Origin of the sequence: Streptomyces sp. NPDC091682 (assembly GCF_044756625.1) — a bacterium.
Classification (GTDB): Bacteria; Actinomycetota; Actinomycetes; order Streptomycetales; family Streptomycetaceae; genus Streptomyces.
In genome coordinates this window covers 94,043-113,493 of the sequence record NZ_JBIVTH010000011.1, presented here as the reverse complement: position 1 = coordinate 113,493, position 19,451 = coordinate 94,043, and the positions used below count along the sequence as shown (strand labels likewise).

Here is a 19,451-nt window from a genome sequence, read left to right as displayed (position 1 = left end):
GATCACTTCACTTCGTCGGTTGGACATTGTTGGAAAGCGCGTCGAAGTCGACGAGTCCGGTCTCTTCGAGGACCGTGATGTGGTCCAGAACCGTGGTGTTGGCGGATGAGGCGAGGGCCCGGACCATCGAGTTCTTGGTCTGTCCCCGGATCTGGGCCACCAGGGCGAACACCTTTCCGTGGGCTGCGCGCAGCAGTTGAGCGAACAGTCGTTCGTATTCCTCGCCGCGCGCCCGGTTCATCTGGCCCAGCCAGTCCTGCTGCTGTGCGGAGGGCTGGTTGGGCAGATCGACGCCGAGGGCCTGGCCGACCTGGATGACCTGCCGGTCCAGTTCGGTGTGGCCGTCGATGAGGTGCTGCCCGGCCGTCTTGATCGCGGGCCGGGACCCGCGCTGCTGGGCCTGCCGGCCCGCGGGCAACTCCCAGAGCCCGGCGAGCCGGACCTTGCGGATGAAGTCACGGTCCGCGGCGGTCAATGGCCCGAAGGCCGTGCTCAACGTTCCGCCGCCGTCGTCGTCGGCGCCGGTCGGACCCGCCGGGCCCGCCACGGCGGCCGCGGGTCGGCTGCCGAAACTGTCCACAGGTATGAGAAGTGCGATCAGGGTGAGCGCAAGGGCGGTGATGACCAGGCCGCTTCCGATCGTGTATCGCGTGGCCAACGACAAGCTGCTGATGGATCTCCGCCGCAATGACGGCACTGTGCCTCCTCGCTCCAAGGGCCGGGAGGGGGTGGCGGGGCAGGAGGGGCCGCACATGCAGTGCGGAGCGCACCCGCATTCCCGGGGTGTCACGGGACGCTAGTGCCGGGCGCGGCGTCGAGGCCGGAGGACATCACCATCGGATAAACATCCTGGCGACTCTGCGGAAGGCTGATATCTTGCGGCGCGCCCGGACGTTCGCCCGGGTGGCGCCGCCGTGCCCCGTCATGCCCGGGTGCCGTACGGCCGTGCCCGCGTGCGCGCCGGCCCGGGTACGGAACCCGGATCAGGCGTCAGGGGTGTCCACGAGGTGGTCAAAAGCCAGACCGCTCGCGGCTTCCCGATGTCTCGAGCCCCGCACCCCGAGTCCCGCATGTGAGCTCCGCACCCCGGGCCGTGGCGCGGGGTGCTTCGGACGACCACCGGGCCGTCCCGGCCCCGGGCGCGGTTGTAGGCCCCCGTCAGCCGGGAGCCGCCGGGCTGGGGGCCCCTTCCCTCTTCACGCAGGTGGCCCGCCGCCGGTTCCGCCGCCGGGTCCAGCCCCGCTCGCCGCCGGCGCGGGAGCGTGACGAAGGGGATCCACTGCTCGGGCACGGAGCTCATCGCCTCGTACGCGACCGCGCTGCGACCCACCGGCCGCCGTACGGGGCCGTCCGCTCCAACTGCCGTACGGAGGTGCCCTGTTCGTCGTGCAGGGGTGGCGCGGCCTCCAGTACCGGACCGTCGGCGGTCTTCGACGCGCCCGGCGGCATTGGCAGGGCGGGCCGTGCGTCGGTCCGCTCCCCACCACCCCGGCCGGCAGGTCGCACGACAGCGGCGTCCCGGAGGACCGGACCGGCGCAGGGAACGGGGTCCGCTTCAGCGGCTCGGGCGCGGGCGCCGTCCCGCCCGGCGGCTCCCCGCGGAAGCTCGGTACCGGGACGGTCCTCCCGTCCGAGGGAGTGTCCCCACGGAGTCGACGCGGGAGGGCTGCGGGCGCACGACGCCCGCAGCCCTCCCGTCGGCCCGTTCGAAGGATCAGGCGAGGGCCGCGGCCGTCGCCAGCATCCGCTCCGGGGCCCGGTCGGGCCGCGGAGCCGGCGGTGGCCCCTGCGGCTCGGGAGCCGGCTCGGCCGCGTGGGTGTCCGTCAGGAGTGCGATCAGGGAGGTACGGGCACGGGCGACGCGGGAGCGGACCGTACCGATCGGGCAGCCGACGGCCGTCGCCGCCTCGGCGTAGGACAGGCCCAGCAACTGGGTCAGCACCAGGGCCTCCCGGCGCTCGGCCGGGATCACGGCGAGCAGTTCCGCCAGGGCGATCCCGTCCTCGAATCCCGGTACGTCGTACGGCTGGGTCTGCTCGGCGGCCGCCTGCCAGTCGCAGCGGTCCGAGAGTCTGGGACGGGCGGCCGCGTGGCGCAGGCTGTCCACGACCGTGCGGCGGGCTATGGACAGCAACCACGTGCGCGCGGAGGAACGGCCCTCGAACCGGTGCAGGCTCGCCAGCGCACGGAGGAAGACGTCCTGGGTGAGGTCGTCGGCCGCCTGGGTGTCGGCGCTGAGGTAGGCCACGTAGCGCCAGACGTCGCGGTGGAGCGCGCGCACGAACCGGTCGGTCTTCACGGGATCCCCGTCGCGGGCGTCCAGCGCCAGCCGGGTCACCGCCGCGTCGGAGTCGGGGGTGCGCCTGGCCGGCCGGTCGCCGGTGGTACAGGAGGGGGTCGTCAGGGCAGCAGTCATTGCCACAAGGTCCTTACGGGCAAGGGGAGTCCGGCGCCGCAAACGGCGGGCCGGTGAGGAGTCCGGCCGGCAGAAGGCACGGCCGAGGCCCGAGGCGCGGGGTACGGGTGCGAGAGCGGTCGCGGGCGCGGCTCGGGGAACCAGCTGTCAGAGGACAGCGGTTCCCGCCGGCGGACCCCGTGAGGTGATGGCGTGGACGAGGAAGAGCCGGCGCGGCGCGCGGTGGTGGCGCCGGCGGCGGATCTGGACGGGCGGCCGGTACGCGGGCACGGCCGTACGGAGCAGCAGGCGCAGCGGCGTCCAGAAGCGTCCCGCGACGGCGCGCACCACGCGGAAGACGGCCCTCTCGCCATGGGCGAGCCACAGCCCGCACACCACGGCGGCCAGCAGGTGGGCGGCCAGCATGCCGAACGGAGACATGGCGGCCGCCTCGTGCACACCACCCGGCAGCGACCCGCCGGTCGCACCGGTCACGGCGTCCGCCGTCCCGGGCAGGGCGTGGTGCAGGTGGGCCGGGGCGTGCGGCATCCCGGCGCCGGTCGGCTGCGACATCCGCACCATCGGCGACATCGCCGCCATCTGCCCTGATCCGGTCGGCGCGGCCGGTCCGACGAGGGACTGGGCCAGGGAGAAACCGGTGTGGAGCACCGCCTGGACGGCGACGGCCGCCGTCGTCACGGCGAGCAGCCCGCGTTCACGTCCCGCGAGGGCCCAAGCCGTCGCCGCCGTGCCCGGGAAGGCGACGGACAGGGCCCACCAAGGCACTGCCGCACCCGACATGAGCAGGTGTCCGGTCGCCGCGAGCAGCACACAGAGGGCTGCGAACATCGCAGCCCTCAGGGCGCGGAAACAGCGGACCGGGTTCATCGAGGGATCATCCTTGCACCGGCCTCCCGAGCCGCACATCAGGGTGCGCACTTCCGGACAAGTTCCGCGTCCCGGCCCGTCATGGCCGGGCCGCCCGCCTCGTGTGGTGCAGGGCACAGCAGGGGCGGGGAACCTGCCCGCCGCTCCATCCGACTGCCTACCCGCTCGGTCGAAGAGTTCAACGTCTGGGAAAGGGAGACTTCGTGACGGCGGAGGGGACGGCGACCGCATCGCCGGCGGAGAAGGACGGTGCGGCGGGGCGGCAGTTGACCGCGCTGCTCACCTGTGCGATGGCGTTCTCGATGCTCCAGCTCTTCCTCCTCGGGGCGCTGGGCCCGCGCCTGGTGAGCGAACTCGGCGTATCCCCGGCCGTGTTGGGACTGACGACCACGATCGGCTTCGGGACCGCCGCCGTCCTGTCCCCGGCGGGCGGCCGGATCGTGGACCGGATCGGTCCGCGCCGCTCACTGGTGGTCCTGCTGCTGCTTTCCGCGACGGGCCTCGCCCTGATCGGCGCCGCGCCCGGCGCCGGTCTGCTCCTCGGCGCCGTCGCGCTGGGCGGCGTACCCCAGGCGCTGGCCAACCCGGCCACCAACAAGGCCGTACTGCGCGCCGTCGTGCCCGAACGGCGGGGCGCGGTGACCGGGCTCAAGCAGTCCGGGGTCCAGCTCGGCGCCTTCGCGGCGGGACTGCCGCTCGCCCTGCTCGCGGGCGGCATCGGCTGGCGGGGCGCGGTCTGGACCGGCGCCGGCGCCGCCCTGCTCGCCGGGCTGTGGGCCCTGCGCGTCCTGCCCGCCGACCCCGCCGCGCCGCCCGCAGGGCCCCGTACGGCTCTCGTACCGCGGGGGATGGTGGCCTGGCTGGCGGTCTTCTCGCTGTTCCTCGGCGCCGGAATCGCCTCGGTCAACACCTACCTCGCGCTCTTCGGCGCACAGCGGCTGCACATGGGCCCGACGGCGGCCGCCGCCCTGGTCGCCGTGCTGGGCGTGGCGGGGATCGCGGGCCGGATCGGATGGTCGAAGGCGGCCCGGCCCGGGCGGGCCGAATGGCTCCCCGGATGGCTGGCCTGCGGGGCCCTGGGCGCGGCGGTCCTCCTGGTGGCCGCCCTGGTGGTGGGCCCGCTGGTGTGGGTCGGGGCGATCGCCGTCGGAGTCTTCGCCGTCTCCGGCAACGCCGTCTCGATGGTGCTGGTCGTGCAGCGGGCCGCCCCCGGCCGCGCCGGACAGGACTCGGCGCTGGTCGCGGCCGGGTTCTTCGGCGGATTCGCGGCGGGCCCGCCCCTGTTCGGCCTGCTCGCGCAGAGCGGACGGTACGGGCCGGGCTGGCTGCTGGTCGCGGCGGAGTTCGCGGCGGCGGCGGCCGTCGCGTTCCTGTGGGCCGTACGGGACCGGCGGGAGGGCACGGCATGAGCGCGGACGGCACCTGGCCGGGCCCGGCCCTCGAGGCCGTCATGGCACGGGTTGCGGTGACCGCCGAGGCGGTGGGCCCCCGCTTCCCGCTGTACGCCGAGCCGGCCGACGGGCGGTGGACGACCACCGGCCGCGGCTCGTGGACCGGAGGGTTCTGGGCCGGGCTGCTCTGGCTGCGGGCACGGTACACCGGGGACGCGGCCGACCGGCGCGCCGCCGCCGCGTGCACGGCCCGGCTCGAACCGTGGGTCGGGGCCGACACCGCCACCCGCGGCCTGATCCTCTGGTACGGGACCGCTCCGGCCGGCGACGACGCCGGGGCCGCCGAGCTGCGCGACCGCGGCGCCCGGGCGGTGCTGTCGGCATACGACCGCGAACTCGGGCTCGTGCCCTGGGGGGACGCGCTCGGCGGACCCCGCATGCTCGCGCGCGTGGACGGGGTGCCGGGGACCGTACCCCTGCTGGCCGGCGCCGGACCGCAGGGCGCCGCCGCGGCGGCGGCCCACCTCCACCGCCACCTCGACCTCTGCCTCGGCGCGGGCCGGGGCGGGGACCCCTCACTACGTCCCGCCCTGCGCTTCGACGCCGACGCGGGCTGGCAGCCCTGCACGGACCCGCCGCCGGGCTGGAGCCGGGGTCGGGCCTGGCTGCTCCTGGCCGTCGCCGACGCCCTGCTCCGCCCGGACCCGACGGTGCCCGGCCCGGCGGCCCGGCTCGCCGAAGCGGCCGAACTCCTGGCGGCGGACGGCGGATCCCCGGCCGGAGGGCTGGTCCCGGCGGCCGACGCCGCCCGGCCGGACGGGCCGCTCGACACCTCGGCCGCCGCGATCACCGCGGTCGCCCTGCTGAAGCTCGCCCGGGTGCCCGGCCCCCGCGCGGCCGCGTACGCGCACCGGGCCGAGGCGATCCTCCACCACCTCGCGGAGCACCACCTCACCGGCCCGGACTCCGGGCGCCCGCCCGGGATGCTGCTCGACGGCTGCTACGACGCCGGGAAGGAGCTGGCCGTCCGACACGAGCTGATCTGGGGCGACTTCTTCCTGGCGCTCGGCCTCGCAGCCCTGTACGGGCTCGTCGACATCACCCGCATCTAGGCCGTCCCTTTCGGATCGTGCCGGGCCCGCACGATCCGAAAGGGACGACTCAGGCCGTCTCCCTGCCGCCGTCAGCTGCGTAACCGCGCAGGACCCGGCGGGCCACGGAGGTGATGTGCAGCTCGTCCGGCCCGTCGAGGATGCGGGCGGCCCGGCCCGTGCGCAGGAGCCCGGGCAGGGGGGTGTCCGGACCGAGCCCGGCGGCGCCGTGGACCTGGATGGCGGAGTCCGCGACCTGCTGGAGCATGCGCGCGGCGGCGACCTTGGCGAGCCCCACCTCCGTACGCGCGTCCCGTCCGGCGTCGATCAGCGCCACCGCCTCGTGCACCAGGGGGCGGGTGGTGCGCAGGGCGAGCAGGGCGTCGAAGACGTGACCCTGGATCAGCTGCTGGTCGGCGAGGGGCCCGCGGGAACCACTGCGGGTGGCGGCCCGCTCGCACATGAGGTCGAAGGCGCGCCGGGCCTGGCCGAGCCAGCGCAGGCAGCGCAGCGTCCGACCGAGCTGCAGCCGCTCGCCGGCGATGGCGAGCGCGTCCCCGGGCTTCCCCAGGAGGTGGTCGGCCGGTACCCGGACCCGGTCGAGCTCGATCTCGTACTGGCCGCCGGCACCGAGCACGGGGAGTTCGCGCACGACGCGGAAACCGGCCGACGCGGTGGGCACGAGCAGCAACGACAGCCCCTCGCGGTCACCAGCGCCCCCGCCGGTGCGGGCCATGACCGTCACCAGGTCGGCGCCCGCGGCGCCGGAGGTGAACCACTTGCGTCCGGTGACGAGCCAACTCCCGTCCGCACCGCGCTCGGCCCGGGTGCCGGTCCCGAAGGGATCGGTGCCGGGGACGTCCGGCTCGGTCATGGCGTAACAGGTCCGCATCTCCCCGGCGACCAGCGGCTTCAGGTACGCGTCGCGGACCGCGGTCCCCCCGTGCCGCGCCAGCATGGTGACGTCGAGCAGCGGGGCGGAGCCCAGCGCGGCCGGACCGTGGTCACTGGCCCCCTCCGCCTCGGCCAGTGCGGCGTACGCCCGGAACCCCAGCCCGCCACCGCCCAGTTCCACCGGGAGCGGCAGCGCCCACAGGCCCTCCTCCTTCGCCCGGCCGTGCAGTTCGGCCAGCGCGTCGGCCGCAGCCGGCCCGCCAGCGTCCAACACCGCCTCCCGCGGGATCACCCGGGTACGGACGAACCGGTCGATCCGCCCCCTCAACTCATCCGTCCCCGCAGCCTGTTGCGCACCCGAGGTGTGGTCCGTGCCTGGATCCGTCACTTCTTTCCTCCTCATTCCCGGGAACTCGCGGGAACGGCCGACCGACTCACTGTCCGTGGAACTGGTCGGGCGCGGACGCTCCCGGGTTCCCCACATTCGGTAAGACCCGGGCGCCGGCCACCGCCGCGCCAGGAGAGGAGAGGCATGGCGTCACCAGCAACCACGCAGACGGTCCGGCCGCTCGACACACTGCGTTTTGACACCTCGGGGCCCCCGCAGATCGCGAGCGTCATCGCCGACCACCTGCGGCAGCTCGGCGCACGGACGGACCGTCCCGCACCGGGGGACGCGTCCAGCGGCGCCGCCACCGGTACCGCGGGCACCACGCTCACGGGCGGCGGTTTCGACCCGGTGTGCGCGAGCGCCACCTGGGCGGATCCCCTGAGCGGGCTCGCTGACGAGGCCACGGTGCAGGCCGCCACCGGCATCATGGCCGTACACGGCCGGCGCGACGGCACCCCGCGCGGTCTCGCCGTCGACTACGCGGCCACCGCCACCGGGGTCCTGGCCGTACAGGGCCTGCTCGCGGCTCTCGTGGGCCAGGCCCGCGGCGGCGCCGCCCGCGCGGTCACCACCAGCGCGGACCGGGCGGGCTTGCTCGCGGTCTCCCAGTACCTGGCGGCCGCCGGTGCCGACGAGGGCGAGGCCGCCGAACTGGCGGCGGGAGGACCTCCGTTCACCTGCGCCGACGGCATCCTCTTCGAACTGGAGACGCTCGATGCGGGTGCCTGGGCGGCCTTCTGGAAGGCCCTCGAGGCGCCCGCGGAGGCCCTGCGGGTCGGCTGGCGACCCTTCCAGTTCCGCTACGCCACCGCCTGCGCCCCCTTCCCGGCGGCCCTCCATCTTACGGCCCGGTCCCACACCTGGGAGCGGATCCGCCGGGCCGCGGCCGCATCCGGCACCGAAGTGTGCGCCCTGCACCCGCTCGCGGAGCGGGCCGCGGAACACGACGGCGCCGCCCCCTGGTCCCTGACCCGGTCGGCCACCGGACGACTCACCGCCCGCTCGGCCCGGCTGCCCGGCGCGGCACACGACGGCGGACCACTGGCCGGGCTGACCGTGCTGGAAGCGGGCCGCCGCATCCAGGCACCGCTCGCGGCGCACCTGCTCGGGCTCCTCGGCGCCGACGTGATCCGGATCGAACCCCCGGGCGGCGACCCGCTGCGCGGCATGCCCCCGGCCTGTTCCGGGATCTCGGCGCGCTGGCTCGCCCTCAACCGGGGCAAGCGGGCCGTGGAGATCGACATCAAGAAGGAAGCCGACCGCCTACGGCTGCGGGAGCTGGCGGCCGGGGCCGACGTCTTCCTGCACAACTGGGCGCCGGGCAAGGCCGCCGAGCTCGGCCTCGACTCCGAGGACCTCGCACGGGTCAATCCCGCGCTCGTCTACGCGTACACCAGCGGCTGGGCCGACCGGATCGAGGACGCCCCCATGGGCACCGACTTCATGGTCCAGGCCCGTACGGGCGTCGGCGAGGCCGTCCGCCCCGAGGGCGAGGCCCCGGCACCCTCGCTGATGACCCTGCTCGACGTACTGGGCGGACTGCTCGGCGCCGAGGCCGTCCTCGCCGGACTGCTGCTGCGCGAGCGCAGCGGCCACGGCGTACGGGTGGACTCCTCCCTGCTCGGCGCGGCCGACACGCTGATCGCGCCCGCCCTGCGCCGGGCGGCCCGCGGCGAGAACCCCCGGCGGCCGGCCGGATTCCGGCTCCCACGGCCGACGGCGGACGGTTGGCTCGCGCCCACCGACGCCGACGCCCGCGCCGTGGCCGCCCACGACCTGGGCGGCCTGTCCACGGCCGAGGCCCTGGCCCGGCTGCACGAGCACGGGCTGACCGCGACCGCGGTCACCACCGAGCTGTCCGACCTGCACCACGATCCGCGCTTCTCCGGCTCGATCAGCCGTGACGCGCACGGCGCCCCCGCAGTCCCCGACCCCTGGAGCTTCGTATGACCGCCGACAGGCTCGTACTGCACGACCTGCTGCCCGCCGAACTCCGCCGTTCCTGGGTGGTCGACGGGACCTGCCCCGACCTCGACCTCTACAGCCTCTTCCGGGCACGCCAGATCGCCGACCTGCACCGCACGGCCGTCATCGACGCCAAGGGCAAGCTCTGCTACACCGCGCTGGACCGCAAGGTCCGATGTCTGGCCACCGGCCTGCGGGACCTGGGGATCGGCCCGGGCGACGTGGTTGGCGTGCAACTCCCCAACGACCGCTTCGCCGTCATCGCCGATCTCGCGCTCGCCGCGCTCGGCGCGATCGCCCTTCCCTTCCCGGTGGGCCGGGGCGTCCTGGAAGCGGAGTGCCTGCTGCGCCGTGCCGAGGCCGTCGCCGTCATCGCCGCCACCGAGCACCGGGACTTCCGGCACGCGGCGGATCTGAGTACGCTCGCCCCGTCGCTTCCGGCCCTGCGCCACGTGATTGCCGCCGGCCCCGGAACCATGCCTGAAGGAACGATTCGGCTATCGGGGTTGCTGCGGTCCGACCCCAGCGGATTCGTTCCTGCCCGACCCGATCCCGACAGCGCCGCACGCATCCTCGTGTCCTCCGGCTCCGAGGCCGAGCCGAAGATGATCGCGTACTCGCACAACGCGCTGGCCGGTGGGCGCGGGAACTTCCTCGCCTCCCTCATCCCCGACCGCACCCCGCCGAGCTGCCTCTTCCTCGTGCCACTGGCGTCCGCCTTCGGGTCCAACGGCACCGCCGTCACCCTCGCCCGGCACGGCGGCACCCTCGTCCTGCTCGACCACTTCAGCCCGGACGCGGCGATCGCGGCGGTGCGCGAGCACCGGCCGACGCACGTCCTCGGCGTGCCCACCATGGTCCGCATGATGCTCGAACGCCTCGACGGGACGGACGAGGAGCTGCCCGCGCCCACCGCACTGGTCCTCGGCGGCGCGCCGCTCGACGAGACCACCGCGGCCGCCGCGGCCCGGGCCTTCGGCTGCCCCGTGGTCAACCTCTACGGTTCCGCCGACGGGGTCAACTGCCACACGGGGCTCGGCAACACGGTGCCGCCCACCGACGGATCCGGGGTGGTCGCGGGCCATCCCGACCCCCGGGTCGCCGAGATCCGCATCGCCGACCCCGACACGCACGAACCGCTGCCCGACGGCGCCGTGGGCGAGATCATCTCGCGCGGACCGATGACCCCGCTGTGCTACGTGGGCGCGCCCGACCTGGACGCCCGCTACCGCACGCCCGACGGCTGGGTCCGCACCGGTGACCTCGGGTACCTCGACTCCGACAGCGTCCTGCACGTCGTGGGCCGCCTCAAGGACATCGTCATCCGGGGCGGCGCCAACATCAGCCCGGCGGAGGTGGAACGCGAACTCACCGCGCACCCCCAGGTCCGGGACGTGGCCTGCATCGGGGTGCCGGACCCGCTGATGGGGGAGAGGCTGGCGGCCTGCGTGGTGCCGCGTGCAGGACAGGCCCTCACCCTCGCCTCCCTCGGTGAACACCTCACGCGGCGCGGGCTGGAGCGGAGCAAGCACCCCGAGCGGCTGCTCCTGATCGCCGAACTGCCCCTGACGGCGGCCGGCAAACCGGACCGCGCGGCCCTGCGCGAGCGCCTCGCGGCGACCGCCTCGATGGCTCCGCCGCTCGCCCAGGCGGGATGACGTCCTGGTCCCGGCGGCCGGACGCCCGCCGCCGGGACCCCATTTCCGCACACAAGTAACGAGCCCCGGGCTCCGGTTGAGTCTCCCGTGGGGGGAGACACCAAGCTGGGGGCATGGACAGCGACGCGCTCCAATCCATCGGAGACCTATCCCGCCGGACCGGCCTCACCGTGAAGACCATCCGGTTCTATTCCGACCAGGGCATCGTCCCCCCGACCGGCCGCAGCCCGGCGGGCTACCGCCGCTACGGCCCCGACGCGCTCGCCCGCCTGGACCTCGTCCGTACCCTGCGCGATCTCGGGCTCGACCTCGCGACCGTCCGCCGGGTCCTGGACCGGGAGGTATCCCTGCCGGACGTCGCAGCAGCGCACGCCAACGCCCTGGACGTGCAGATCCGTACCCTGCGCCTGCGCCGGGCCGTGCTCCGCGCGGTCGCCAGACGCGGCCCCACCCCCCTGGAGATGGACCTCATGCACCGACTCGCCACGCTCTCCCAGGCAGAACGACGCCTCCTCGTCTCCGGATTCGTCGACGACGCCTTCGAAGTCCCCCACTCCAACCCGGAGTTCGAGACCCTGATGCGATCCGTCACGCCCGAGCTCCCCGACGATCCGACGCCCGAACAGGTCGAGGCCTGGGTGGAACTCGCCGAACTCTGTCAGGACGAGGACTTCCGTGCCGTGCTGCGCCGCACGGCCGAGGAACAGGCCGAAGAACCCGACCGGCAGGACGCCGGCACCCTGCACCACGCCCTCAACCGGGCGATGCGCGAACGGATCGCCGAGGCCGTGTCCGCCGGCCTCGTGCCCCCTTCGGCGGGCGGCACGTTCCTGGCCGACTCGCTGGGCGGCCTCTACGCCCACGCCTTCGAGTGCGCCGACGACGGCGACCTGCGCCGCTGGCTCCTCGCCCGCCTACGGACCACCGCCGACCCCCGTGCCGAGCGCTACTGGCAACTCCTGGCGGTGGTCAACGGCTGGCCCGCGTCGCCTACGCTCGCCCCCGTGTACGCATGGTTCACCACGGTCTTCGCCAAGGGCGACGCCGACCACGAGAAGGGCCTGACACGATGAGGACGCGCAAACTGACCTTCGGCCTCTACGCCGACGAGCAGGGGCTGGCTTGGGTCGAGAGCCTCGTCGAGGACGCCGTGCGCTCCCGCAACGCCCGCAACACCCGGATAACCGGCACGACCGTCGCGGATTCCTTCTCCGGGAGCGAGGGGTCGACCGCGGACGCGTACGACTTCCTCGCGCACCAGTGGGCCGTGGAACATCCCGGGCAGAGCAGCGGCGAACGGCGAGCGGTCGAGCTGCGCGTCCGCCTGGTGTGTTCCCGACGGGCGCACCGGGTGATCCGCCGGACGGTGATCAACACCTTGTGCCCCGAGGACACGGCCCCCCACGCCTGCCGCGTCCCCTGGTCGGCCCACTGAGTACCCGGCCCCCGCACCGTGCGGGGGCCGGTGTCGTGCTCAGGAGCCGCCCATGGCCTTCTTCAGCTCGGCCGCGGCGTTGCGGTAGACCGCCAGCAGGTCCAGATCCTCGCCCGGATAGTTGACGATCTTCACCTGCTTGGCGCCGGAGTCGGGCAGCACCGTGCCGGTGGACATGTGCGCGTTGTCGAGCACCAGTTCCGGCTTCTTCGCAGCGAGTTCGGCCAGCTGCGCCGGGGTCACGGCCTCGGGGCCGTAGGTGCCCACGGGGGTGGCGCCCGCGAGCTTCGCGGCCCAGGTGGTGAAGACCTGGCTGACGACGGAGGGGGCCTTGCCGCCCGGCCAGGAGGCCTGGACGTCCTTGTTCAGCTTCGAGTACTCGGTGTCGAAGCCGGTCTTCCACTGCGTGGCGGCCTCGGGGGTGCCGAACAGGCCGGCGAGCCGGGCGACTTCGGCGGACACCTTGGTGGGATCGTTGTCGAGTTCCACCTCGACCAGCTTCGCCTTGGAGCCCGCGGCCTCCTTGATCTTCGCGGCGTACGGCTCGAAGGGCGCGTAGAGCACGAAGTCGGCCTTGGCCACGGCGGCGAGGTCCGACGGCTTGGGGTCGTAGTCCGGGGCGTGGTGGACGGACTGCGGCACGATGACCTTGACGTCCTCGGCGCCCGCGGCCTTGGCGAAGGCGCCCTCCCAGGTGGTGGTGACGACCACGACCGGCTTCTTGGCCTGCGGCTGCGCGCCGTCCTGGGACTTCGCGTCCTGGGGGGAAGGGTTGTTGCCGCAGGCGGCGGTCAGAGCGAGCGCCGCGCTCAGTGCGAGGAGGGAAGGGATACGGACGCGGGTGCGCGCCATGAGCTGATTCTCCGTTCGGGTATGAAATGCACCGCGAGGACCAGTGCCCCCGCGGTCAGGACGAGGACCGGGCCGGGCGGCCAGTCCAGCCACAGGGCCAGCAGGAACCCCGTCAGATTCACCGCCACGCCGATGCCGACCGCCCAGAAAGTGATCGACTTCAGTGAGCTGCCCAGGCGGCGGGCGGCGAGTGCGGGCAGCAGGGTCAGGGCGTCGACGAGCAGCGCGCCGGTCAGTTTGATCGCCCCGGCGACCGCGATGGCGACCAGGACCAGCAGTGCGGCGGTCAGCGCCCGCACCGGTACGCCGGAACACTGGGCGAGCTCGCGGTCGTACAGCAACAGGCCGATCTCGCGCCGCCGCCACCAGAACAGGCCCGGTACGACGACGGCCAGCACGCCCAGGACGACGAGGTCGGCCGTGCCCACCGAGAGGATCGACCCCCACAACAGGGCGAAGGCCCCCGATGCGTTGACCCCCGACACGGCCAGCAGGAGCAGCGCCGCCGCGATGGCCAGGCTCATCAGCAGGCCCATCGCCCCCGACAAGCCGTCGGGGGTCCGGGCGAGCGGGGCCACGCCCGCGCCGGCCAGCGCGCAGGCCACCAGCGCGCACAACATGGGGTCGAGTCCGGTGAGCAATCCGACGGCGATGCCCAGCAGGGCGACGTGCATCATCGCGAACCGCACCGGCATGATGTCGAGCCCGACGATGATCACGCCGATGACCGGCAGGCCGATCGCGGCCAGCAGCAGGGCCGCGCCGGCCCGTTGTACTGGCAGCAGCTGAAGCAGTTGGCCGAGGTCGGCGGTGGCCAGGTGCACGGCGAGGTTCACCGGACCTCCCGCAGGTGGCCCGCGGCCATCTCCAGCACCCGGTCGCAGCGGTCCGCCAGCGCCCGGTCGTGCGTCACCACGATGAGGGTCACCGGCAGGGAGGTGAGGACGTCCGCGGCCTCCGACTGCCCGTCGAAGTCGAGGGCGGCGGTCGGCTCGTCCGCCAGGAGCAGCTCGGCTCCCGCGGCGATGCAGCCGATCGCCCGGGCGAGGTACATCCGCTGCAACTGGCCGCCGGAGAGGGTGTGCAGGGGCCGCCCGACGAGCGGACCCACGCCGAGCCGCTCCGCGGCCTCGGTCGCTTCCGCCGGAGCGTTGCTGGCGGCCAGCAGTTCGGCGCCGAGCAGGGGGAAGCGGCCGGCGGCCGGCTTCTGCGGGATCCATGCGCAGGCCCGGCGCCGCCAGGCCCACTCGGCGGGCGACCGGCCCTCCCGGCCGCCGACCAGGATCGAGCCCGTCGTCTGACGGTGCAGACCGAGCACGGCGCGCAGCAGCGTCGTCTTGCCCGAACCGTTGGTGCCGGTCAGGGCCACGCGCTCGCCGGCGGCGATCTCCAGATCGACGTCCGAGACGGCCTCCACCCGGCCGTGCCGGCACACGACCTCCCGCATGCGCACATCCAGTCCGCCCATCTCACGCCTCCTCCGCCGCGGGGGAAGGCGAGGATCTGCCTCCCACGTGGCAGTAGTCGGACGGAGGGCGCCCCGGGTTCCCGCCGGTCCGGGATCGATTCCGTCGGGGCCCGCAACCGCCGACCCGGACGGCGGCCGGAGCGAGGCCGGGCGAGGCTGCGGGAGACGGGAGCAGGTCCGGGGCGAGGCGGATCCGGACCGGGTTCAGATCGGGTGGCCGGCTGCGTCCGTGTGGTCCTTCTGGCCGGAGAACTTGTTGAGGAACACGTCGTAGCGGCCGTCGGGGCGGCGGGTCATGGTCGCGCCGTCCTGCCAGATGCCGTTCTCGGGCCACCACTGGCTGCCGTACGCGTCGCCCTGGTTCTGGTGGATGTTGTGGACGCCCAGCCCGGTGTCGAACGGTTCGCCGAAGACCAGGACCGGCCGTCCGACGGCGAGGATCGGCTCGAAGGCGGTGGCCGCCTCGACATTGGAACCCGAGGTCCAGGGAGGCGACGCGGCAGCTCCTCGTACGTGACGACCACCCGGCGGCAGCCCTCCTTGCTGTCGGCGACGACGGTCGCCACGCGCTGGCCCACGAAGCGGACCACGTCGTCCAGGACGCGGGTGTCCATCGGGTCCTCGGTCGGGTGCTCGTGGCGGGCGGACGAGTACAGCCGGTCGGGGGAGTCGTGGTGGGTGAGGACCGCGTGCACGCCCGGGACCTGGAGGGCGTCCCTGGTGTCGATGTCGACGATGCGGGCGTGCGGGTGCGGGGAGCGCAACAGCTTCATGTGCAGCAGCCCGGGCACCTCGACGTCGCAGGTGTAGCGGGCGGTGCCGGTGACGACGAGGGGGCCGGCGGGGGCGCCCAGGGACCTGCCCACGGCCTGCCCGGGCTCCGGGGCCTCGGTGTGCTTGACCCCGCGCACCGCGTCCTCGATGGCCCGGTATCCCGTACAACGGCAGATGTTGCCCTTGAAGGCGCGCGGGAGGTCCTGGAGCTTGCCGTCGTCGTGGGCGGTGCCCTCCTCCGCCTGGAGGGCGGCGGTGGTCATCAGGAAACCGGCGGTGCAGAAGCCGCACTGGAAGCCCTGGGCGTCCAGGAACTGCTGCTGGGCCGGGTGGAGCTCGCCGCCACAGCGGGCCAGGCCCTCCACGGTGGTGACGCTGCGGCCCTCGGCCCGGACGGCCGGGTAGAGACAGCTGTGCACCGGCTGCCCGTCGACGTGGACCGTGCAGGCCCCGCAGTCGCCCTGGTCACAGCCCTTCTTCACGCCGAACCAGCCGCGTTCGCGCAGGTAGGTGCGCAGGCACTGGCCGGCCCGCGGCTCGGTGTCGAAGCGCCGCTCGTTGATTTCGATCTCGTACGTCATCGGTGGTCCTCGGTGGTGAGCTCGCGGCGTATCTCTTCGGCCAGGCGCAGGGCCATGTGGCGCCGCCATTCCGGCAGCCCGTGGATGTCGTCGAACCACTCGTCGGGCCGGACGGCGCCGTCGATCGCCCCGCGCAGTTCGGCGGCCGTGGGCGGCAGCGCGAACCAGAAGCGGAAGGGGCGGGTGGTGGCGGCGGAGACCGTCATGGCGAGGGAGCCGTCGGCGGGGTCGTGGGCGCCGATGACCAGCGCGCCGGAGCGCCCGAGCCCGTAGAGGACGCCTGGCGGAAGGCCGTACGGGAGTCCAGCGCGTTCGGGGGCAGCCGCACGGACCGCAGCAGCTCGCCCTCGCGCAGGTCCTTCACGCCGGCGCCGAGGATGAACTCGGTGACGGGCATCCGGCGGGTGGCGCCGTCCTGGCCCAGCAGGAAGACGGTGCCGTCCAGGCCGGCCGTGAGGGAGACCATCGGACCGGCGGGGAGCCCGTTGCAGAGGTTCCCGCCGACGGTCGCCATGTTCCAGATCTTGAAGCTGGCGAGGAAGGCCCGGCAGCACTGCTCGAAGAGCGGGGCGGCCGTGGTCGGCAGGGTCCGGGCGAACCGCGAGAGCTCGGTGATCGTGCAGGTCGCGGCGATGTCGAGGGAGCCGTCGGGCTGCCAGGACAGCGGCGGCCAGCCCATGCGGGAGAGGTCGACGAGGCGGCGGATGTGCGGCTGGGGCTCGGAGAAGAGGTACGTGCCGCCGCCGAGCCAGGCGTCGCCCGGACGCCAGGGTTCGCGGCGGCGGGCGTCGCGCACGTCGAGCACCGTGTTGAGATCCAATTCGCGCCACGAGCCTTTCTGGCCTGACAGGGGGTTTCAGCCAGTGAAGCAACGGGAGCGGGGGTGAAACGACTGGTCCCGGCCACGGAATCGGACGAGCCCGAAACCCTCCCTCCTGGAGGATCAATCAAGAGGCCTATCGGGTGCTTCACCTTGCATTTACGATGGCTCAGCCTCTATTCACCTCGCGAATGTGGGCGTCCGCCCACCGCAAGGAGTCCCCGTCATGCACGTCCTCGACCTGCTCCAGCTCGACAGCCTCGGACTCAACCTGCTCTGGGGCGAGGAAGCCCTTCTCGGCCAGGAGGTCGCCGGCGTCACCGCCACCGACCTGGAGGAGTCCGGCCGTTTCCTGGGGCCGGGGGAGCTCGTGCTGAGCGGGCTGGTGTGGTGGGCCGAGGGTGACGCGGCCAAGGCGGACCGCTTCGTCGGCGCGCTCGCCGACGCCGGAGCCACGGCGCTGCTGGCCGGGGAGGAGACCCACGGCAGGGTCCCGGACGAAGTCCTCGCCGCCTGCCGGAGCCACCGGGTGCCGCTGCTGGCCGTTCCCGCGCGCACCAGCTTCCGGGCCGTGACCGAAGCCGTGTACCTGCGCCAGTGGGGCGACCTGAGCCGCCGTCCGACCCGGCTCTTCGCCCTCCCCGAGAACGTGCGCGGCGAGCTGAGCCGGCTCGTGGAGGCGGGGGCCGGCCCGGACGAACTCCTGGACCGGGCGTGCGCGCACCTCGGCCGGGTGTCCTGCTACCTGCTCACCGCCAGCGGCCGCACGGTGGCCCGTACGCCGTCCGCCCCCGAGCTGCCCGCCCGGCAGGCGTCGGCCGCCTCCGCGCGCGGCGGGGTCTGGCTGCGCATCGAGACCGAGAGCTCCCCGTACGACGCCTGGCAGCTGCACGTGCCCGACCCGGACGCGGCGCCCCCGCGGGTGCTCCACGAGATCGCCGAGGTGCTCGCCCAGAGTCGGAGCGGGCAGACCCGCCGGCTCGCCGCGGAGCGGCTGGCCGGGCAGGAGCTGATCGGCGTGTTGGAAGCGACGCCCGCCGGCCCCGCCCCGGCCGACACCGGAGCCCTGGAGGAGGCGCTCGCCGGCGCCGGGCTGCCCGTCGGAGGCGCGTACCGGGTCCTGGCGGCGACCTCGGGCGACGCCCTGGCGGAGGGCCTGCGCCACCTGGAGAACGCCACGTACGCCGTGGGGCGGTCGGTCGCGGTGCTGCACGAGGACCCGGCGTGCGCGACCGACGCGGTCGGTGCGCTGCGCGCGGTGTGGCCGATGCTCCAGCAGTGCGGCGGACCGCAGCCGGAGCTCCGGCTGGGCCTCGGTACCCGGGCCGAGGGCCTGGAGGGGCTGCGCGCCTCGCTCAGCCAGGCCCGGTTCGCGCTGACCTCGGCGGACGGGGCGGTCCCGGTGCGCGGGGTCGAACAGCTGGACACCCTCGGGGAGCTGATGGCGGGGATCCCGCCGGAGGTCCGGACGGTGTACGGGACGCGGACGCTGGGGGCGCTCGGGGACGGCATGCTGCGGGAGACGCTGGAGGTCTTCCTGGCCAACAACTGCTCCTGGGCCCGTACGGCGGAGGCGCTCCACCTGCACGTGAACACGGTGCACTACCGGATCGAGCGGGTGGAGGTCCTGACGGGCCGTGACCTGTCGCGCCTCGACCACAAGTTGGACCTGTACGCGGCGCTGCGCTGCGCATGACCGTTCCGGGGCGGGGGCCTACGGAAGTGCGATGTGGACCTCGGTGGACTTCACCCGGGCCGTGACGGTCGAGCCGACCGTGATGCCGAGCCGCTCGACCGACTCCCTGGTCACCACGGACACCACGTGGTGCGGCCCGGACTGGATCTCCACCCGGGCCGCCACGTCGTCGAGCCGGACGGCGGTGACGATGCCGGCGAAGGAGTTCCGTACGGAGGTCGGGGTGGTGTTGCGCGGCAACGGGTGCATTCCGGCGGCCCGTTCCGCGGCAAAGGCGGCGAGGACCACGCCGTCGACGGCCCGGGAACCGTCCGGACCGCGGTCGGCCGGCAGTCGGCCCGTCTCCGCCCACCGGCGGACGGTTTCGGGGCTCACGCGCAGCAGTTGGGCGGCAACGCCCATGGAGTACGACGGCACGCCCGCAGCATAGGCGGTGCCGCTCCGGCCGCGAACGGCGAGGCACCCGGGACGGTGGCTCGGCTGCGGCTGCGGCTGCGGCTGCGGGTGCGGAGCCGGGCGGCACTGGCCGGACCGGGGCCCCGGACGGCGGTGCCCGTCTGCGCCGGCTCCGATGGCTCTGCCCAGCAGATGTCGTGCTTGCTGGCAGGTGGCGGTCGTTCTTGTATCGAAGGGTTTTATGTACATATGAGGTTTTTCCAATCCCTCACCCTGTTCGTGGCGAATCCCTGGTGAGGCTCCTGAGGGTGAGGGGCCGCTGAACCGACTGTCCGATGAAAGGAAGGAGGTGAGTGCGATGACCGGTTCGCTGCGCACACGGCGCCTGCTCGTCGGGACCGCGTCCGCCGGGCTGCTGGCCGGCGGCTCGCTGTTGGGCCTCTCCGGCACCGCGAACGCCGCCCCGGCAGCGTCCGCCACGGTGAGCTCGACGCTCACCGGCGACCGTGATCGTGATCGCGACCACCGGTGGGACCGCCAGGACCGCCACGACCGCCACAACCGGTGGGACCGCCATGACCGGTGCACCTGGGTGAAGGGCCACTGGGAATCCAAGTGGCACCACGGCACCTGGCACGAGGGCTACCGCGACCACCACGGCAACTGGCACGACGGCTGGTGGGGCAAGGGTCACTCGAAGCACTGGGTTCCCGGCCACTGGAACTGCCACAGCAAGTGGTAACGCGCCGGCGCCGT

Annotated in this window: 17 protein-coding genes and 2 pseudogenes; 8 read left to right on the top strand and 11 right to left on the bottom strand. The window is 74.0% G+C overall.

Annotation, left to right across the window (positions count from 1 at the left end; genetic code table 11):
- Positions 1–7 precede the first annotated feature (7 nt).
- The 3 genes from ACIQK6_RS25095 to ACIQK6_RS25085 form a co-directional block, all read right to left on the bottom strand.
- Positions 8–658 carry a DUF4142 domain-containing protein gene (locus ACIQK6_RS25095; RefSeq protein WP_329097146.1) on the bottom strand — a complete coding sequence of 217 codons (651 nt, stop codon included), beginning with the start codon at positions 656–658 and terminating at the stop codon, positions 8–10.
- A gap of 1,056 nt (positions 659–1,714) precedes the next feature.
- Positions 1,715–2,416 carry a sigma-70 family RNA polymerase sigma factor gene (locus tag ACIQK6_RS25090; RefSeq protein WP_329097144.1) on the bottom strand — a complete coding sequence of 234 codons (702 nt, stop codon included), beginning with the start codon at positions 2,414–2,416 and terminating at the stop codon, positions 1,715–1,717.
- 147 nt (positions 2,417–2,563) lie between these two features.
- The gene (locus tag ACIQK6_RS25085) at positions 2,564–3,283 is read right to left on the bottom strand and encodes a hypothetical protein (protein WP_329097143.1); all 720 of its coding nucleotides are present in this window, start codon (positions 3,281–3,283) and stop codon (positions 2,564–2,566) included.
- 203 nt (positions 3,284–3,486) lie between these two features.
- Here ACIQK6_RS25085 and ACIQK6_RS25080 point away from each other — a divergent pair, with 203 nt between their 5' ends.
- Positions 3,487–4,692: an MFS transporter gene (locus ACIQK6_RS25080; protein WP_402695500.1), complete on the top strand. Its 1,206-nt coding sequence runs from the start codon at positions 3,487–3,489 to the stop codon at positions 4,690–4,692.
- Positions 4,689–5,786, top strand: a complete 1,098-nt coding sequence (locus tag ACIQK6_RS25075) for a sugar ABC transporter permease (protein ID WP_329097139.1) — start codon at positions 4,689–4,691, stop codon at positions 5,784–5,786. Before ACIQK6_RS25080 ends, ACIQK6_RS25075 begins: the two co-directional genes overlap by 4 nt.
- A 49-nt stretch (positions 5,787–5,835) precedes the next feature.
- Here ACIQK6_RS25075 and ACIQK6_RS25070 read toward each other — a convergent pair whose 3' ends face one another.
- Complete coding sequence (locus ACIQK6_RS25070) at positions 5,836–7,047, bottom strand: acyl-CoA dehydrogenase family protein (protein WP_402695499.1); 1,212 nt, start codon at positions 7,045–7,047, stop codon at positions 5,836–5,838.
- A 144-nt stretch (positions 7,048–7,191) separates the two neighbouring features.
- Here ACIQK6_RS25070 and ACIQK6_RS25065 point away from each other — a divergent pair, with 144 nt between their 5' ends.
- From ACIQK6_RS25065 to ACIQK6_RS25050, 4 genes are all read left to right on the top strand, one after another.
- A complete protein-coding gene (locus ACIQK6_RS25065) occupies positions 7,192–9,000 on the top strand; it encodes a CoA transferase (protein ID WP_402695498.1) in 1,809 nt (602 codons plus the stop codon).
- A complete protein-coding gene (locus ACIQK6_RS25060; RefSeq protein ID WP_329097135.1) occupies positions 8,997–10,673 on the top strand; it encodes a class I adenylate-forming enzyme family protein in 1,677 nt (558 codons plus the stop codon). Before ACIQK6_RS25065 ends, ACIQK6_RS25060 begins: the two co-directional genes overlap by 4 nt.
- A 113-nt stretch (positions 10,674–10,786) precedes the next feature.
- Positions 10,787–11,746: a MerR family transcriptional regulator gene (locus ACIQK6_RS25055; RefSeq protein WP_402695497.1), complete on the top strand. Its 960-nt coding sequence runs from the start codon at positions 10,787–10,789 to the stop codon at positions 11,744–11,746.
- Complete coding sequence (locus tag ACIQK6_RS25050) at positions 11,743–12,108, top strand: hypothetical protein (RefSeq protein WP_402695496.1); 366 nt, start codon at positions 11,743–11,745, stop codon at positions 12,106–12,108. Before ACIQK6_RS25055 ends, ACIQK6_RS25050 begins: the two co-directional genes overlap by 4 nt.
- Positions 12,109–12,147: 39 nt before the next feature.
- On the opposite strand, the gene ACIQK6_RS25045 is transcribed toward ACIQK6_RS25050, so the two are convergent.
- The 6 genes and pseudogenes from ACIQK6_RS25045 to ACIQK6_RS25020 all read right to left on the bottom strand — a co-directional run bounded on the left by ACIQK6_RS25045 (position 12,148) and on the right by ACIQK6_RS25020 (position 16,603).
- Positions 12,148–12,960 (bottom strand): metal ABC transporter solute-binding protein, Zn/Mn family, encoded by an 813-nt coding sequence (locus ACIQK6_RS25045; RefSeq protein ID WP_329097130.1) that lies wholly within the window; start codon positions 12,958–12,960, stop codon positions 12,148–12,150.
- Positions 12,918–13,796 carry a metal ABC transporter permease gene (locus ACIQK6_RS25040; protein ID WP_329097128.1) on the bottom strand — a complete coding sequence of 293 codons (879 nt, stop codon included), beginning with the start codon at positions 13,794–13,796 and terminating at the stop codon, positions 12,918–12,920. The genes ACIQK6_RS25045 and ACIQK6_RS25040 overlap by 43 nt, the downstream gene beginning before the upstream one ends.
- The gene (locus ACIQK6_RS25035) at positions 13,793–14,428 is read right to left on the bottom strand and encodes an ATP-binding cassette domain-containing protein (protein ID WP_329097126.1); all 636 of its coding nucleotides are present in this window, start codon (positions 14,426–14,428) and stop codon (positions 13,793–13,795) included. Before ACIQK6_RS25035 ends, ACIQK6_RS25040 begins: the two co-directional genes overlap by 4 nt.
- Positions 14,429–14,632: 204 nt before the next feature.
- Positions 14,633–14,869, bottom strand: a complete 237-nt coding sequence (locus ACIQK6_RS25030; RefSeq protein WP_329107477.1) for a DUF2278 family protein — start codon at positions 14,867–14,869, stop codon at positions 14,633–14,635.
- Positions 14,870–14,925: 56 nt separating this feature from the next.
- Positions 14,926–15,783: pseudogene (locus ACIQK6_RS25025) on the bottom strand (2Fe-2S iron-sulfur cluster-binding protein); the annotation flags it as partial.
- Positions 15,780–16,603 (bottom strand): annotated as a pseudogene (locus tag ACIQK6_RS25020) (FAD binding domain-containing protein). The pseudogenes ACIQK6_RS25025 and ACIQK6_RS25020, both read right to left, overlap by 4 nt.
- Before the next feature lie 226 nt (positions 16,604–16,829).
- Here ACIQK6_RS25020 and ACIQK6_RS25015 point away from each other — a divergent pair.
- Complete coding sequence (locus ACIQK6_RS25015) at positions 16,830–18,299, top strand: PucR family transcriptional regulator (protein ID WP_402695495.1); 1,470 nt, start codon at positions 16,830–16,832, stop codon at positions 18,297–18,299.
- Positions 18,300–18,317: 18 nt separating this feature from the next.
- On the opposite strand, the gene ACIQK6_RS25010 is transcribed toward ACIQK6_RS25015, so the two are convergent.
- A complete protein-coding gene (locus tag ACIQK6_RS25010) occupies positions 18,318–18,716 on the bottom strand; it encodes a molybdopterin-binding protein (RefSeq protein WP_402695494.1) in 399 nt (132 codons plus the stop codon).
- Positions 18,717–19,053: 337 nt separating this feature from the next.
- Here ACIQK6_RS25010 and ACIQK6_RS25005 point away from each other — a divergent pair, with 337 nt between their 5' ends.
- The gene (locus ACIQK6_RS25005) at positions 19,054–19,437 is read left to right on the top strand and encodes a hypothetical protein (protein ID WP_329097120.1); all 384 of its coding nucleotides are present in this window, start codon (positions 19,054–19,056) and stop codon (positions 19,435–19,437) included.
- Positions 19,438–19,451 lie beyond the last annotated feature (14 nt).